The organism is Arachnia propionica (assembly GCF_037055325.1).
Taxonomy (GTDB): domain Bacteria; phylum Actinomycetota; class Actinomycetes; order Propionibacteriales; family Propionibacteriaceae; genus Arachnia.
The window spans coordinates 684900-699408 of the sequence record NZ_CP146373.1 but is presented as its reverse complement, the minus strand read 5'-3'; the positions used below and the strand labels follow the sequence as shown (position 1 = coordinate 699408).

Annotated in this window: 14 protein-coding genes; 3 read left to right on the top strand and 11 right to left on the bottom strand. The window is 59.2% G+C overall.

Features of this window, described 5'->3' with window-relative positions:
- Nucleotides 1–25 precede the first annotated feature (25 nt).
- From V7R84_RS03225 to V7R84_RS03185, 9 genes are all read right to left on the bottom strand, one after another.
- Nucleotides 26–517 (bottom strand): helix-turn-helix transcriptional regulator, encoded by a 492-nt coding sequence (locus V7R84_RS03225; protein ID WP_338571970.1) that lies wholly within the window; start codon nucleotides 515–517, stop codon nucleotides 26–28.
- A 197-nt stretch (nucleotides 518–714) separates the two neighbouring features.
- Nucleotides 715–1665: a hypothetical protein gene (locus V7R84_RS03220; RefSeq protein ID WP_338571967.1), complete on the bottom strand. Its 951-nt coding sequence runs from the start codon at nucleotides 1663–1665 to the stop codon at nucleotides 715–717.
- 259 nt (nucleotides 1666–1924) lie between these two features.
- Nucleotides 1925–2191, bottom strand: coding sequence for a hypothetical protein (locus V7R84_RS03215; RefSeq protein ID WP_338571963.1), 267 nt, complete (start codon nucleotides 2189–2191; stop codon nucleotides 1925–1927).
- A 1207-nt stretch (nucleotides 2192–3398) separates the two neighbouring features.
- A complete protein-coding gene (locus V7R84_RS03210; protein WP_338571961.1) occupies nucleotides 3399–3797 on the bottom strand; it encodes an antirestriction protein ArdA in 399 nt (132 codons plus the stop codon).
- Entirely contained in the window at nucleotides 3794–4939 is a 1146-nt protein-coding gene (locus V7R84_RS03205) for a site-specific DNA-methyltransferase (protein ID WP_338571959.1), read from the bottom strand. The genes V7R84_RS03210 and V7R84_RS03205 overlap by 4 nt, the downstream gene beginning before the upstream one ends.
- Nucleotides 4936–5943 carry a replication-relaxation family protein gene (locus V7R84_RS03200; protein WP_338571957.1) on the bottom strand — a complete coding sequence of 336 codons (1008 nt, stop codon included), beginning with the start codon at nucleotides 5941–5943 and terminating at the stop codon, nucleotides 4936–4938. Before V7R84_RS03200 ends, V7R84_RS03205 begins: the two co-directional genes overlap by 4 nt.
- Entirely contained in the window at nucleotides 5940–8222 is a 2283-nt protein-coding gene (locus V7R84_RS03195; RefSeq protein ID WP_338571955.1) for a hypothetical protein, read from the bottom strand. The genes V7R84_RS03200 and V7R84_RS03195 overlap by 4 nt, the downstream gene beginning before the upstream one ends.
- A complete protein-coding gene (locus V7R84_RS03190; protein WP_338571953.1) occupies nucleotides 8219–8500 on the bottom strand; it encodes a hypothetical protein in 282 nt (93 codons plus the stop codon). Before V7R84_RS03190 ends, V7R84_RS03195 begins: the two co-directional genes overlap by 4 nt.
- Nucleotides 8501–8756: 256 nt before the next feature.
- Entirely contained in the window at nucleotides 8757–8951 is a 195-nt protein-coding gene (locus V7R84_RS03185; protein ID WP_338571951.1) for a hypothetical protein, read from the bottom strand.
- Here V7R84_RS03185 and V7R84_RS03180 point away from each other — a divergent pair.
- From V7R84_RS03180 to V7R84_RS03170, 3 genes are all read left to right on the top strand, one after another.
- A complete protein-coding gene (locus V7R84_RS03180; protein ID WP_338571949.1) occupies nucleotides 8950–9327 on the top strand; it encodes a hypothetical protein in 378 nt (125 codons plus the stop codon). The genes V7R84_RS03185 and V7R84_RS03180 overlap by 2 nt on opposite strands.
- 504 nt (nucleotides 9328–9831) lie before the next feature.
- On the top strand, nucleotides 9832–10773 hold the full coding sequence (locus V7R84_RS03175; RefSeq protein WP_338571947.1) for a hypothetical protein: 942 nt from the start codon (nucleotides 9832–9834) through the stop codon (nucleotides 10771–10773).
- Nucleotides 10774–11831: 1058 nt separating this feature from the next.
- Nucleotides 11832–13679 carry an SIR2 family protein gene (locus tag V7R84_RS03170; RefSeq protein WP_338571946.1) on the top strand — a complete coding sequence of 616 codons (1848 nt, stop codon included), beginning with the start codon at nucleotides 11832–11834 and terminating at the stop codon, nucleotides 13677–13679.
- A gap of 13 nt (nucleotides 13680–13692) precedes the next feature.
- On the opposite strand, the gene V7R84_RS03165 is transcribed toward V7R84_RS03170, so the two are convergent.
- The gene (locus V7R84_RS03165) at nucleotides 13693–13908 is read right to left on the bottom strand and encodes a transposase family protein (protein WP_338571944.1); all 216 of its coding nucleotides are present in this window, start codon (nucleotides 13906–13908) and stop codon (nucleotides 13693–13695) included.
- Nucleotides 13874–14479: a transposase family protein gene (locus V7R84_RS03160; RefSeq protein ID WP_338571942.1), complete on the bottom strand. Its 606-nt coding sequence runs from the start codon at nucleotides 14477–14479 to the stop codon at nucleotides 13874–13876. The genes V7R84_RS03165 and V7R84_RS03160 overlap by 35 nt, the downstream gene beginning before the upstream one ends.
- Between the last annotated feature and the right edge of the window lie 30 nt (nucleotides 14480–14509).

Below are 14509 nucleotides of genomic sequence, written 5' to 3'. Positions count from 1 at the left end.
CTCCTTTCGATTGAAGCAAATATGGTTATGTAGTGCGTCCTGTCTCTACGGGGACTTCGTCCTCGCCGGCAGCGGGGCCACGGCTGTCCTCAGCGATGCCGTATTTAGCAGCGATACGTTGAAACGCTGCTGTGATCTCCTCGTGGGCCTCGGGCGGCAGGTGGCCGTACTTGGAACGCAGATACGGAGTGAAAGTCGGCAATGTGGCGGTGAGGTTGTAGCCAGCCGCCTCGATGATCTCCAAGGGCTCGACACCGTAAACCTCGGTCAAAGCCAGCAAACGATCAATACGAGTACTGGGCGTCTTGCCCTGTTCAAGGAGCGAAATAGCACCCAGCGAGATACCAGACTCAGCAGCTGCTTGACGGACACTCAGACCCGCAGCCTCGCGGGCTTCCCGCAACAATCGCCCGAGCTTGGGCTGAGGTCTGGCACGAGCCGGAATCCCCCGCGCGCTCCCAGAATGACGGAGGCTTCCCTGAGAAATGGGTGTGGAAATACGGCCTGTTTCGTTCATATTTCTATTGTACGCTCCGCGTTTAGAAATGTGAACGAGTTTGGCTGATTTTACAACAATATGGATGCGGTTTTGCAGATGATTCTAGGGGTAGGTGAGGCTCGGCTGTTTATTGTGATTTTAGCGGCAGGAGTAGCAATGCGGCGAGGTAGGTGTTCCGGTCGGTGAATCGTGCCTCGGGATGGCGAGTGTGGGTTCTAATCGTCTGGGCAACGTAGGTCGATCGCCTTGTGGGGCGTTGGAAACGCTGGGCGATATAGCCAGCTGGCGGAATCGTCTGGTTTGGTCGAGCATACGTCGAGGCTGCGAATCTCCTCGGCTTTCACCAGGCGAACAGTGGCTTTCTTCGGGTTGACCAGCAGCACTCGGCCGTCTGCCATTAATAGTTGCGTATGGGTTGCTGGCTCTTCGCTAATCTGAACCGAATAGTCTGCCGAGAATCGTGCAGGTATTACGATAATAACGACCAGCCATATGTTCAGTGTGCGAACAAGTTCTCTCAGCTTCAGCTGTAATGACGTGGGCGCCAGCTTTTTTGAGCGTTCCTTAATTCTGCTTTCGATCGCATGCAACTCGGATTGCTTAGCTCTCACCGCCTGCTGCGCGAGGGAGCGCATGACGTGGTCTTCATGGTGGCGGTTTCGACTGGCCCAGCTTTTGAGGCAAAACTCGTCCCTGCTGGAGGGCGGAATTGTCTTGCTCTTATCGGCTTTCCTCCTGTCCGATGCCCGCGCTTCCAAATAAAAACCAAGGCAGGCGAAAATAAGAAAGGGTGTCACGAATGCCGTGAAATATGCCCAAATGCATAGTAGGGGGAATGCCCAAGTGGTTAGTTGAGTTCGGTGTCTTGTGCCAAGGGAGTGTGCAAGGAACATAAAAGCGGTCGGTAACATTGCTGCGGTGAGTGTTATGAGCGTCAAGCGAACGATTGCGGGAAACGAGCCCACTTCAAGAACCAGACTCACCGCATTTAGATCCCCCTTGAAGAACCATAGGAGTTTGGCGATGGTCAATACCGATGCCGCAAGTGCAATAATCCATGTTGACCCCAAAAGGATTTTAGCTAGCGCCGCATAATCACGGCGGTCCTGAACTATGTCACGGGCGGCGGCTGGTGACGGAGGTAGCAGGAAACGCCAAATCTTCATCAGGCGGATTTTGCGGCGACGAAAAGCACTCCCTCCCATGGGTGTGATAATAACAGTATGCGGTTGTTTAGTGGCAGTACAGGGGAGGATGTGTTTACCTCAGCCATGGACCACGTACCTCGGGGGTCACTCCTCGCGAAACACCAACTGACTTCGTTGTTTGTAGGCGAGATGAGGGAGCAGTCGTGTGCTGCTCGACCTCATCTCGCCTGTTGGGTTGGGGGTGTCGGTCCAGACCGGTCCACTCTCCGGCGTGCGGCTATGTGTGCTGCTTGCGGGTGGTGGGCTTGGTGGGCGGGGTGCCGAACAGTTGGGAGATGGCTCCTTGTTGTTCGCGGGCTTCCCGTTCGATGTCCTGGCGCAGGGCGTCTGCCTTGGCCTGGATGTCGGGCTTGGCCGACATGGTCTGGACGTGGGACTCGATGGCCTGACGGATGGCGTCGGTCAGCGAGACTTCAGCGAGCTTGGCCACGATGGTCAGCCTGGCGTGCAGGTCGTCATCGAGGCGGATGGCCAGCGTCTTCATGACACTTCCTCTCCGGATTCGTCCTGCCGTAGTGGGCAGGCCACCTCCTCGGGGCGGAGGAACCGCTGAACCCGATCTGGGTTCACGGGAGCGGCTCCTGGTGGCCGAGGAGGGTATTCCGGTCAGGTTTTTAGGTTATAATTGATTTAATGGTCGATTCAACTTCAGCCTTACAATTTGACGAATCTTTGTCCGGTTTAGATCCCTGTTGGCGTAGGGCATGGAAGAAGTCTGCCGTTGTAGGAATTTATGAATCTGGCGGGCTTGTTGATGTTGTCGGTCGAATCATCTGTGCGGTGGAGGCGGGGTGCCTAACCCGGAAGGCTGGTGCGCGCGCTTTACTATCTATCTCTCGACATCCCAGAGTCAACGAGCGGCAGGACGGCGAGTTGATAGCGATCTGGATAGCTGCCGGGAGTATTACAGATGCTGAAGGCGGAGATTACGATTGGCAGGATATTTGCGATTCTTATAGGCGACTCCTCTAGCGGAGGTGTTTTCTCAGCCGATTGATAACTGCGTTAACCTCAGATCCAGGGGCCGTGATAGGTAGTGTCTCGTGGTGCGTGTGGCTGCCGTCACGTTGTGTGACCTCAAAGATAATCTTACCCTCGCGTTCACTATGGACGACGTGAATGTGTGGACGTTCAGCCGTGATGTCACCATCAGGCCCGATAAACCGCTCGACCGTACGATTTTTTCGCATCCGTGAGTAGTAGCCGTCCTTGCGGGTAGGCGCAGGGTATGTTGATGACGGTCGCTGATATGGAAGACCAGCAGCGCGTTGAAGAAGCGACTTGCGGTTTTCGTATTCTCGGGACAGAGATGCGAAGCGCTTGTGTATATCTTGGTCTTCGCGATGTAGCGCCTCATCTCTCGGTCTAAGAAGCTTCTTTTCAGACTCAATTCTCTCGTGGAGGTCAATCTCATACTGGGTCTTGGGCGTTCTCCAGGATGAGCAAATAGAATCATGCTGCTGCTGGAGAGAGTCCATTTTTTGATGAATAGAAGTCAATTCTGACTCGACGCGATCATGTTGAGAGATCAACTGGTCTATTTCGCGTTTGATACGCGCAAGCTCCCTGTCCATCCGTCCTCCATGACTAAGCTATGTATGAGTCTACCATCCCTCAACAGGCCAGGAACTGGATGCGGACGAAAGGGCTGGTTGCCCACAATGCCGAGGAGGGCCACGAGGGAGAGGGAGTCAGAAGCTCCTGAATACCCACACTCCGCCTTCGGGGTTTGGTAGTACTGTGATGTCTCCTTCTAGTTCGAGGTCTTGGGCGAGGGTTTGGTAGTCGACGGTGATGTACTGCCTGAGGGCAGTTGGTAGGGCCTGGTTGAGGGTGTCTTCGAGGCCGAGGGCTTCGGCTTCTTGCCGGGCCCACTGTTGAGTTGTCATGTAGCTGCCGAGGTAGTGGTCCTCGAATTGGGTGAGTAGTTGGTGGTCGAGGGTGCCGGGTGGGGTGGTTTCGTCGACGAGGTCGGCCCAGGCGGCGAAGGCGGGGCCGTGGCGTTGGATGCCTTCGGCTATGGCTTGCTGATCATCGGGTTGGGTGGGTGCTCGGGGGTTGGCGTCGTGGGGGTGTGGGTGGTGGGTCATGGGTGTTCCTTTCTGTTGTCGTGGTTGTGGGTGGTGTTTGTGGGGTGCGTTTTGCGTTTGTTGCGGGCGTCTTGGATGCGTTGTCGGGCGAGGTTGGCGAAGGTGGGGTTGAGTTCGATGCCGAGCCAGTCGCGTTGGTGTTCCTCGGCGACGATGGCGGTGGTACCGGATCCGAGGAAGGGGTCCAGCACGATGCCGGGTTCGCTGTTTGGGTGGGTGTCGGATGTGTTGTGTGTGGGGGTGCAGTGACAGGTCGGTGTCAGGGCCAGGCGGAGGGCTTCGGTTCCTAGGCGTTGGATGGGGCGGGTGAAGGGTGCGCGGCAGGTGCGGCAGCGTCGTTCGGGGCAGCCGGCGAGCAGCATGCGTTCGACGAGGTGTGTTGGGTAGGTGGCGAAGTGGGCGCCTCGGTAGTTGGAGGTTGCCAGGTGCCAGACGTCACCGGGGTTTTTGCCGAGTGGGTGGCAGATGGTCTTTTGGCGTTTCATGGTGGCGAGGCCTTCGTCGCCGTCGGTGTTGGGGCCGCGCCAGTGTTCAGGTATTCCTCTTTTCGGTGGGTGTAGTTGTGGTCGGGTGTGGGCGCGGGGTTGGCGTGGTGGTGTGTTGGGGCGTCCGTTTCGTGTGGTGCAGCGGGTTTTTGGTGGTTGGCGGATGTCGTCGAGGTTGAAGTAGTAGCGGGGGCTGCGGGTGAGCAGGTAGATGACCTCGTGGGTGCAGGACAGGCGGTCGGTGACGGAGGCGGGGATGGAGTTGGTTTTGGCCCAGATGATTTTGTTGCGTAGTATCCAGCCGCGTTGGGTGAGCGCCAGGGCGAGGCGTTCGGGGCCGAGCAGCAGGCTTTTCCTTGGTGCGCCTTCGTGTTGGTGGGTGCTGTAGCTGTCGCCGAGGTTGAGCCATAGTGTGCCGGTGGGGACCAGGACGCGGGCTATTTCGTCGGTGATGGTGAGCAGATTGTTCACCCAGCCGTGGATGGTGTCTTCGAGGCCCAGTTGTTGGTGGTGCTGGTAGTTGCGCAGTCGGAAGTAGGGCGGGCTGGTGATGGCGCAGTCGATGCTGCCGGTTTCGACTTCTTGTAGGTGGTTTAGGGCGTCGCCGACGATGATGGTGCCGCGCGGCTGGGGTGCGGCGGTGAGTGTTGTGGTCATGGGTGTTCCTTTCTGTTCGCTTCGGGGTGGATGGTGTGGTTGGTTTCAGGAGTCTCTGGCCACAGCGCCTGCTCGATGTTTTCTGGGGTGGCGGTGACGAATAGGCGTGGTTCGAGGCGGGTGGTGCGGTGGATGCGTCGGGTGAGTTCGGTGGTGCGTTGTTCAGCTCGGGGGCCGTGCATGAGCCATAGGACGCGGGGGAAGCTGCCGTGGGTGGTTTGTTCGAGGCCGCTGGTGTAGTAGTCGGTGTAGGCGTGGCACTTGGCTAGCAGGCTGGGGAGGGATTCGGTGCCCATGTCTACTTCGATGAACCAGTAGTCGTCCCAGGGGCCGTCCTGGTCGGTGCCGGTGAGGTGGGCGGCCAGGTCGGGGCGGATGAGGCGGGTCTCGCCACCGATTCCGGTGAAGTGTCGCCAGCTGGTGGGTTCGGTTTGGACGGCAACGGTGATGTTCCGTTTGTGGGCTTCGCGGAGGGTGAGGTGGCAGTCCGCTGTGGCGAGGGTGTGGTTCAGGAACCGTTCGGATGGTTCGTGGGTGCGCCAGGAGCTGCCTTTGTCGGGGAGCAGGATGCGGGCTCCTGCTGGGGCCAGCTGCCATACCTTGGCTTCAGAGCCTGCTCTGACTCCTCCAATGCGGCGCGTGAGGGCGCGGATGAGTCCGTTTCGTTCCAGCCGGTTCAGGACTCGTCTGGTGGTGCGTCCGGCGGATTCTGGGCTGGCGTGTCTGGTGAAACAGAACGCTTGGAGATGAGCGGTGGTGAGGTAGCGGTGTCGCCAGATCTGGGAGAGCACGTGGTGGTCACGATCAGACAGGGCGGCTGCGAGGCGGCGTCGTTGACGGGCACCGACCCGCCCGGTTGGTTTCCGGGCCGGGGGTGACGAGGAACGAGGAGTATTCGTCCCCCGTGATGGGCTGGAAAGGCTTGTGGCTACGTGGTTTGGGTTCATGACGGGTGAGCCGAGTGGAACAGCGACCGGTAGCCCCGGGATGGGCTGGTGGCTCATGAGGTGGCCCCTTTCTGGTCGGGATCGACCGAGGTGCGTGGGCGACGGACTCTCCCGATGGTTTCTGCCGGATGGGTTCCGTTGTTCTTGGTGTGAGGGCCGGGGATGAGGGCGGCCAGGTCGGCTTCGATGTCGGTGAGAGATTGTCCGTAGCGGCGACGGGATACCAGTGCGGCTTCGTTGGGGTGGCGCTGTGCTGGGGTGGGTGGTGTAGTGCGGATCAGGGTGGGTGGTTGGAGGTCGCCGCCGGCCAGGAGGTGGGCGTAGGCGTGGAAGGCAGGTAGTTGGTGGTAGTCGGCTGGGACGAGCAGACCGCCGGAGCGTTTGGCCACGATGGTGGCGTCGTCGCCGGTGAGGGTGAAAGCGACTCGGGAGCGGGCATTGGCCATGACGCCACGCAGCAAGGCTTTGGGGAGCTGGCCGAGGTGCTGGTGTGCCAAGGTCAGGCCCATACCGAGACCGCGGGCTTGGGCCAGGGCATCGCCGAGATCACCGGGTAGACGGAGGTAGTCCTGCACTTCGTCGATGTGCAGCATGACAGGGCGGCGACCAAATGCTTGCAGGGCGGCCCGACCGAGAGCGGCTTGCCAGACTAGGGACACCACTACCGAGCCCATGAGCTGGGCGGCTTCGGAGCCGAGCGCGCCCTTGGCCAGATTAACCAGCACCACCCGTGGGCGCTTCCCGCCGTCGCGTCCGGGACCGGGAGCGAACAGGTCGGAGAAGTGGAAACGGGGGCAGCGCTGCCCGAAGATAGCGCGCAACTGCGGACGCAGCAGGATGGGGCGCAGCTTGTTCAGTAGCGGCGAGATAGCCTGTTGCCGTTCGCCATCGGACAAGGCTTCGTACCAGGCCCAGAAGGCCCCCAGCCCCAGCGGGTCGCGTTTGGCCTCACGACCGGTGATGGAGCGTCGGAAACCGGGGTTGGTGAGCAGCAATGGCACCATGACCAAACTGGCATCCCCCCGACGCGCCAGCGTGAGCAAACTGGCGTGGAGGATGTCGTGGGTACGCGGACCCCACGAGTCGCTGTAGAGGGAGTGCAGTACCCCGAGCAGCACATCGGCTGCCAGGTCCGGGTCACGGTTCCTCGCCAATGGATTGATCCCCACCGGTTGGCTGTCTTTACTGGACAGGATGACCGTTTCCTCCAGCACCGCATCGGGGATACGGGCAGCGATGTCAGCCACCAGATCTCCCTTGGGGTCGATGACCACCACGGCATGTCCGGCGTGGATGTCCGCCAACGCCAGGTGGGTCATGAGGGTGGACTTCCCCACACCTGTCGGTCCGATGAGGTGGAGATGTCGCAGTGAATCCTCACCCGAGAGACCCACCAAGGTGCCGGGGTCACTCACTGCTTCACCGATGATCCGGTTACCCAGCTCGGGGTTGGTCTGGATGGCCTCTGATGGTGCCAGCGCCACCGGGTGGGGGCTAGCGACACCGGGAAGCCCCTCAGCGACGGGCCAGGCCAACAGGCCGGGCAGTTCGGAGGCCCGCAGGTGCAGCGGCAGCAGCCACGGTGAGCGAGCTGATGCCAGTGCGCCAGTGGTGGAGCGCCACAACCGCAGCTTGACCTGCGGCAGCTCCAACCCCCGCAGACTGGCAGCCGTTTGGGACACCAGCCAGTGAGCCCGGGAGGGACTGACCGCTGACGCCCCGATGCGTACCGCTACCTGAAACCCGGGATCTTCCAGACGTGCTGTGACCTGCCGCGACGGAGCCGCAGTACCTTCAGCGGTGGGATAGCGACGTGGTGGCAGCCGACGGCCACACACCACCTGCAGCCGCACCGTCTCTTTCGTGGTAGTGCCAGCCAGAACGGCCAGCAGACTCCGAGTAACGGTCTCGGTGCTGTCGGTACGCAACGGGTACAAGACGGTATTGGTGAACCGTACGGTCGCCACTGTCGAAGCGGGCGCGGTTGCGGGGGCATCGGTGGCCAGGAAGGCCTCCCGGGGCACCGCCAGCTTCTGACCCGAACGCACCACGTGGACACCGGGGTCGACCAGCCGCACACCAGGAAGGTGAGCCAACAGCAGTGCTTGGACCGAGCGCAGCGCCCAAGGCTCAGTACCCAGACGCCACCACACCCGACCACCTCGGCCAAGGACCTCGAACGCCAGATGAGGACTTCCCGGCAACCCTGCCAGGGCCGCCACTACAGAACGCATCCGCGCCTCATCCATCGGCACCGGCAGCACCAGCTGACGCCACGTCAGGCCACTGACCGACCGCACCGCTGGCGACGCCGTCTTGACAGGCACCAGAGTCATGACGACACCTCCACCACGTCAGGAGAACCAGAGGTGTTACTCGGTGGGACGGCCACGTCATGAGGTAGACCGGCTTCGCGCTCCGCCTCGACCAGGGCCAGCTGGATGACCGCCCGAGCGATACGACGAACATCTGGTTCACGGCGCAGCGTGGAACGGACCCGCAACCGGTGAGCGCGGCGGGAACGTCCCGGGGATGCATCAGGACGACCTGACCTCCGCGAGGAGCGTGGCTTGGTGGCCTGAGGTTTACGGGGTGATGTGTTGTTTCTGGGCATGACGAACACAGCCTCCTTTCAAGGGCTTGAATTGATGTGATATGACAGCTCCACTCGCGGATGGGACGGTCCGGCACGGCACGATGCCGTCTTCCTTGTTGCGGACCAGCCACGGGCGGCGAACTGCCCTGAGTATGCGTTCAAAAAATTGAACGGTCAATGGGTTTGGTGTATTTCACAACACCGGATGGAACAGGCGTGCCACGGGCGTCTCGAGCCTGATTTTGTACTGGATTTTGCATCGACAGGTGGCGGCTCAACGCCAACGCCACCACCGTGCTACCACCCACCCAACCACGGCAATGAATCCGGTCACCACCAGTCCAACAACGAGCCAGGGCCAGATACCGGCGATGACGTCGACCGCAATCTTCAAAGCAAGGGCAGCCAACAGGACGGTGAAGCACCACCCAAGAAGCTTGTCGGCCAGCGAGAAAGGAGTCTCAGCCATGGCGCCCTCCCGGGCGCTGGTGTGGGCGCTGTGGCTGGTCCATATGCTGCACGACATGGCGGAGCATCTCCCCCTGAACCCGGAACGCCTGCCGCCTGAGCCGCCCAGCCACCGCCTGAGCCTCCCGCTCAATACGCCGCCGCTCCGCCCGCACCCGCTCCTCGGCCAGCCGCCGCTCATCCCGCCAAACCTCCACCCACCCCCACACAACCACTCCCAACCCCACCAGCCCAAGAACCGCCACACCAACCAGCCCGAGGACCGCCAGGCCGGTCACCGGAACCTCGCAATAGCCTGCGCCGCACCAGTGGCATACGCACCCAACAACGCCTCCAAATACGGCGCACTCTCCGGCGCAACCTGTACCAACGCCTGACCAGTCATCACCAGATTGCCAACATTGCCCATCGCCTGATTCGTCAGCTCCGCTCGAGCCGAATCAACCGCCCTGACCACATCACCTCGACCAGCCGTCCACTCCACCTCACGTTGCACCGCCCGAGCCAGCCCCCGCGGTCGTCCACCCGACCCGGCCACCGACGACACCAACCCAGACCCAGCCACCCGAGCCGATCCAGCACCAAACCCAGAAGCAGGGATGAGATTGGACATGAGAACTCCTTCCATTCGCCCCGGGTCGCCCGCTTTCCGTCTGTAGAAAACTCACTTTGGAAGCAACCCTCGGGGGATGTCTTCGACGCTAGAAGCCGCCAGCTCCGGATACGAGACCCGCGAGCAGAGTTGGAGTCAAACCGGGGCAGAATTGGAGTCACAGGGCATAAAGAGGCCTTGAATGACGCCTCAGCGTGACGTTGGAGTAGATCCCTCAGACGCAAACAGGCGTCCGTTCAAGCTAGGAAGGAAGTGACCAACACCGGCCATGCCACGCTTCCAACCAGAAGACGTCCGAGCAGATCTGCTGTACCTACGCAAGGGCAACGGCTACACACCACAACGCCTAGCCTCCCGCCCAGCCTTGATGAGCATCCTCGGCGGCGGCACAAACAGCGCCCACGAGCCCCAGTCAGTTCTGAAGGAACGCCTGATCTCTGCCATCTGCTCCCTCCACGACGAAGACGCCACGCTGCTGCTGGAAGTCTTCAATCTCGACCCACCGACCACCGACACCACCTTGGCGGCACGGCGCAGCGCAGCAGGGCGCAGGCTAGGGATTGGTCGGGAAGCGGTTGCTGACCGCGACAGCGCCGCCATTGAGCGCCTTCTCCGGCAACTCCTCACCGGCTGGTATCCGAAATCCCCAGCCGGGATTCGTATCCCCGAGCATCACAATGGCTTTGTCCAGCACGCCGTTCACGTCTCCACCTTTGTCCGTGACCGCCGCCATCTCGAGTCCATCCAGCGCTACCGCCTGTTTGCTCTATTCGATGACGTGGCCTACGTCACCATGGTGATGAGCTACCCCGAAGCGCCCATCCCTCTCGGTCCTCACTGGCAGGTCCGCAGTCACCAACTCTCTGAAGGTTGGCAACACCAGTTCTGGCACCGCACCCCGATGCGTCGCGGCCACACCTACGACTTAGCCTTCCGTATCTGCAACCCCGATCCCCAGGAGCCCTACTGGCTGACCGAAGAAAGTCTGGCGTTCCACGAGCCCACCCGCTTCGTCCGCTTTGATGTCACTTTCCTTGGACCCCAACCTCACCACGCCTGGGCCTTCCACGGCCTCACCGCATTAGAGCGCCCCGGCACCCCAGACGACCCCCACACCCGTATTCTCACCCCGACAAGCCATAACACCATCACCGCAGACTTCCACGACGCCTACGGCGGGCTGTATTGCGGGGTGGCGTGGGAGTGGTGAAGGGATTTCAGCCCTCCGAGCGCCGCGACACTGCTCGGCTTGTGCGACAACGATGACACTGAACCCGCGCCCTCGCTCGGAACCTCTGGGACCCACGCCAATCCCTTGCCGAGCCACCCACTCCCGAACATCTGGCAGCCCATCCCACCGGACAGACCATCCGCGCCGCTACCGACTACATGGACCTCATCGACCAATACTGGCTCCGCATCGCCGACTGGTACCGCCCCGGCACCACCCCACAACACCGGCTGGATCACCGGGAGCTATGGCAGGAGCGGGTGGGAGAGAATTAACGAAAGTTAATGCATAGGTAGCGGACGATTGCCCAAGATGCAGCACGCCAGCCCGAGAAACAAGTCCTCTGGGCCAGTTAGCCGAAAGTTAACTAACCATCCCCCATTGTTGCCGAACCTCCTCGTTGCTAGCCTCGACTCATCTCTCACCGTCGGAAAGCCCGACGCGAGCCCTGGAGCGACAGCCGGGCAGGACTCGTCCCAGAGAGATGCACGAGGAGCCCTCATACCCTCATGGTCACGGCGACGTGGACAGTGACAGTGACGCGGATGGCGCAACGCCACACCGCTCAGCGGCTGAGCCCACATCTACCAATTTTCGAACGCCTGTGCTATATTAAGAAGCAGTATGGAGAAACAACGGCGTTCATCACCACAACCACCGGAAGAAGAAACTCCACGGTTGGAGGCTTGCGAAAGGCGCCCGCGGGTACGAGAATTAGGCGATATTGCCATGAGTGAACAGGCCCTGAAGTCTCTGTCGCCCGGGCGACGTTCCCTTTTGCAGAAACGGATAGCGGAAGAGGTCAGGAGAATTATTGTGGAGGCTTCCGTAAAGCGTCGACGTTTATCCAAGAGAAGCGGTGTGGCCAAGCCTTCTGGACGCGTGAGAGCACGCGGGGCTGCAAAAGTCTCTAAGACTACACCTGAGCGGTATACTCCAGTCGGCGTTACTACTGCCGAAGACATCGCGAAGAACTATATATCAAGACAGGCGCCACCCCCGCCACGTAGTATGCTCATCGACCCCTCAGAAATCTGATGACAAAGGGGCGATACGCCCTCTCCTTTAGCAAGAATCCTGTCTTTAAGGATTTCATTAAGACGATTTGCTCTGGCGAGCCGATCGTCTTGGTGTTGGGGGCTGGCGTATCGATCGAATCGGGGTTGCCTACGTGGAGCGGGCTGCTTGATCAGCTTGGCGAAAGCATCAAGGACGAACACTTGAATGATCTTCTCCGAGCTGCGGAAACCGATCCTTCGAGGAGGGCAGCCCTAACGCTCTCTGCACTTCATATGAACAGTGGCGTTGGTGACAATCACCGGATTGTTGAAACGCTATATAAGACGCTTCCTCAAGCGAGTGGAAACCTGCTCTTGTCGCTAGTCAGTCTTATTAAGAGACTGGGCTCCAAGGTTAAGGTTATTACCCTCAACTACGACGATTGCCTCGAGTATGCACTTGTCAAGGATGGCGGCTATCTCTTGCGCGACGTGCACCCCTACGCGCTCGAGGAAAGAGATCAGTGGAAGGAATGTGTGAACGGTGTTGCAATTCTCCATGTCCATGGATTCCTGACGAGAGATCAAAGGGAGGGTGCCACTACGAAGTGCGATTGGGAGAATAAGGGGCCGGTCATATTGAGCGAAGGGGAATATATACAATATGGTTCAACGGTTCAACAGATTGTACACGAAGAAGCAGCGAGAGCACATCTTATATTTGTTGGAACAAGCCTGACTGATGCGAATATAACTTACCCTCTCAGTGATAGATATGCCCACAGAGGTGGGGGGTCAGGCAAGGAAGTCCTGCCACTTAAGTCAGCGTTCGCGCTCCTCGTCCCAAATGAAAGCGCAGCCACGAAAGTTTATCGTTATATGGACGAGGATGCCCGAAAGAAGACCAATATAGCTCAGCTGACTGATACATACTTCAGTATGCTCAGCAATCACATTAGACAGACCTACGGCATCACGACCGTCAGACTGAACTCTTACAGTCAGGTGACTCAGGCGATAAGAGAGGCGACTTTGGCTGTTGACAATAATGAACATTACTTTGATAATTCTGACGATTCTTCGATCCGATACGGCAAGCGTTACCAAAGAATCATGCGCAATATCTACAAACGACTAGCCGTCGCTCCAGGCGGCATCGCGCCTGGGGGCAACAAGTCCCGGCGCTTAAGCGACAAGCTAGAAAAGGCGCTCAATGTCCGCGTTCGTCCAGTACTTAACGAGCTGCTAGAAGAGTTAATTGACTCCTACGCCAACTCCAGCGGCAGATCCGATCAGCGATGGTGTAACGAAAAGACTGCAAGGCAAAATTTTGATGAAGAAAGATTCGGCTTGTATCTCTGGCTGAGGAGCGCTTTAGCAAAGGGCAGTGATAATGAATTTGAGGTGTTTATTGCAGGCGCTTCAAGCTATTCGAGACGCGACGGAATCACGATGAGCCAAAGGTCAACGGTTAGCCAAAATTCAATCTACGCATCGGCAAGATCTGTCGCTAGTGGCACCATGGAACTATTCTCCCGGCGTTATAGCGACGATGTTTTTGAACGTCCTGGTGAAGCTTTGGATAGACCTTGGAATACACACTGGTCCGTTCCAATTTCTGTGTCTGAGCCTGATCTTGGAACTGGTGGAGCGCCTGGACGCGTCTGCGTCGGAGCGCTAGTCCTACAGTCAAGCAAGTATGACCAGGCGCCTGGTGAGGATTTTGACTCCCAGAAACACAGCTTGCTCGCCCTGGTGTATCAGAATGCCGCTCATAATCAACGTCTGAGCGAATGCCTTGCCCAATGTGGCACTGACCTTGTTGCGAACTTTCCTAGTATTGAACGCAAAAGCTCGCATCATAGGCGAGCAGATTGTTTTTATTAAATACAGAAGCTGTTCATAGACTATAGGCGAAGATGAGTCCCGTGACGGCTTGTATTGTGGTTTCGAAGGTGTTGTAGGGGCGACGGTAATCGGTGTGCAGGACGCGCCAGGTCTTGAGGTTCGCGATGACACGCTCAATGAGGTAACGGACACGGTTGATGGTCGTGTTGTTTCTTTTATCGGTGTCGGTGAGTTCACCATGGGCGGGTTTCCGGGCGGGGGTGATCATTCCCAATCCGATGTAGCCCTTGAGGCTTATTCACAGACGGCGTGTCGGCCAGCAAAGCCACTAGCCAGGGCGCACTTGAGGAAGGCTGTGAATAAGGCTCCTTGTCTCCAATATGCGTCGTGGCATCAAGTGTCTCGAGGAAGCCGGATTCCTTGATTGCCTTTGCATCATGCACACTGCCCGGCAGGGGTGGGGAGATCCAGGCGAGGTGTCCGGTCAGGGTGCAGGCCACTTGCAGGTTCACTCCCGTTGTGTGGTGCTTGCCTGAGTACAGTTCGGGACGCTTCGACCATGACCAGCAGGGCGCCAGAGTACCGTCGATGATGTACTGGCGGTCTGGGTCGAGGTCCCCCGTGCCGGGCACCCAGGCTTGGAGGGCCTCGGCGATCAAGGGAGTGTAAACCGTAATCACCCTCGAGATGGTGGATTGGGAAACCGTGTGGATGTCGGCCAGTAACTCTTGGGTGAGATTGTGTCTGAGCGTCAACACAGTGACTTGGATACAGCGGAACAATCCTAGGACACGGGATCCTGCTACGGGAAGGTTTCCGGACTGGGATGTGTGGATCATTTCACACAGGTTGAGGATCTGGTCACGGTC

Coding starts and splice junctions, on each gene's coding strand:
- V7R84_RS03170 (WP_338571946.1), top strand. CDS start 11,832: ATGACAAAGGGGCGATACGCCCTCTCCTTTAGCAAGAATCCTGTCTTT.
- V7R84_RS03180 (WP_338571949.1), top strand. CDS start 8,950: ATGGCGCCCTCCCGGGCGCTGGTGTGGGCGCTGTGGCTGGTCCATATG.
- V7R84_RS03190 (WP_338571953.1), bottom strand. CDS start 8,500: ATGCCCAGAAACAACACATCACCCCGTAAACCTCAGGCCACCAAGCCA.
- V7R84_RS03175 (WP_338571947.1), top strand. CDS start 9,832: ATGCCACGCTTCCAACCAGAAGACGTCCGAGCAGATCTGCTGTACCTA.
- V7R84_RS03225 (WP_338571970.1), bottom strand. CDS start 517: ATGAACGAAACAGGCCGTATTTCCACACCCATTTCTCAGGGAAGCCTC.
- V7R84_RS03160 (WP_338571942.1), bottom strand. CDS start 14,479: ATGATCCACACATCCCAGTCCGGAAACCTTCCCGTAGCAGGATCCCGT.
- V7R84_RS03195 (WP_338571955.1), bottom strand. CDS start 8,222: ATGACTCTGGTGCCTGTCAAGACGGCGTCGCCAGCGGTGCGGTCGGTC.
- V7R84_RS03215 (WP_338571963.1), bottom strand. CDS start 2,191: ATGAAGACGCTGGCCATCCGCCTCGATGACGACCTGCACGCCAGGCTG.
- V7R84_RS03205 (WP_338571959.1), bottom strand. CDS start 4,939: ATGACCACAACACTCACCGCCGCACCCCAGCCGCGCGGCACCATCATC.
- V7R84_RS03200 (WP_338571957.1), bottom strand. CDS start 5,943: ATGAGCCACCAGCCCATCCCGGGGCTACCGGTCGCTGTTCCACTCGGC.
- V7R84_RS03210 (WP_338571961.1), bottom strand. CDS start 3,797: ATGACCCACCACCCACACCCCCACGACGCCAACCCCCGAGCACCCACC.
- V7R84_RS03185 (WP_338571951.1), bottom strand. CDS start 8,951: ATGGCTGAGACTCCTTTCTCGCTGGCCGACAAGCTTCTTGGGTGGTGC.
- V7R84_RS03220 (WP_338571967.1), bottom strand. CDS start 1,665: ATGAAGATTTGGCGTTTCCTGCTACCTCCGTCACCAGCCGCCGCCCGT.
- V7R84_RS03165 (WP_338571944.1), bottom strand. CDS start 13,908: ATGATCACCCCCGCCCGGAAACCCGCCCATGGTGAACTCACCGACACC.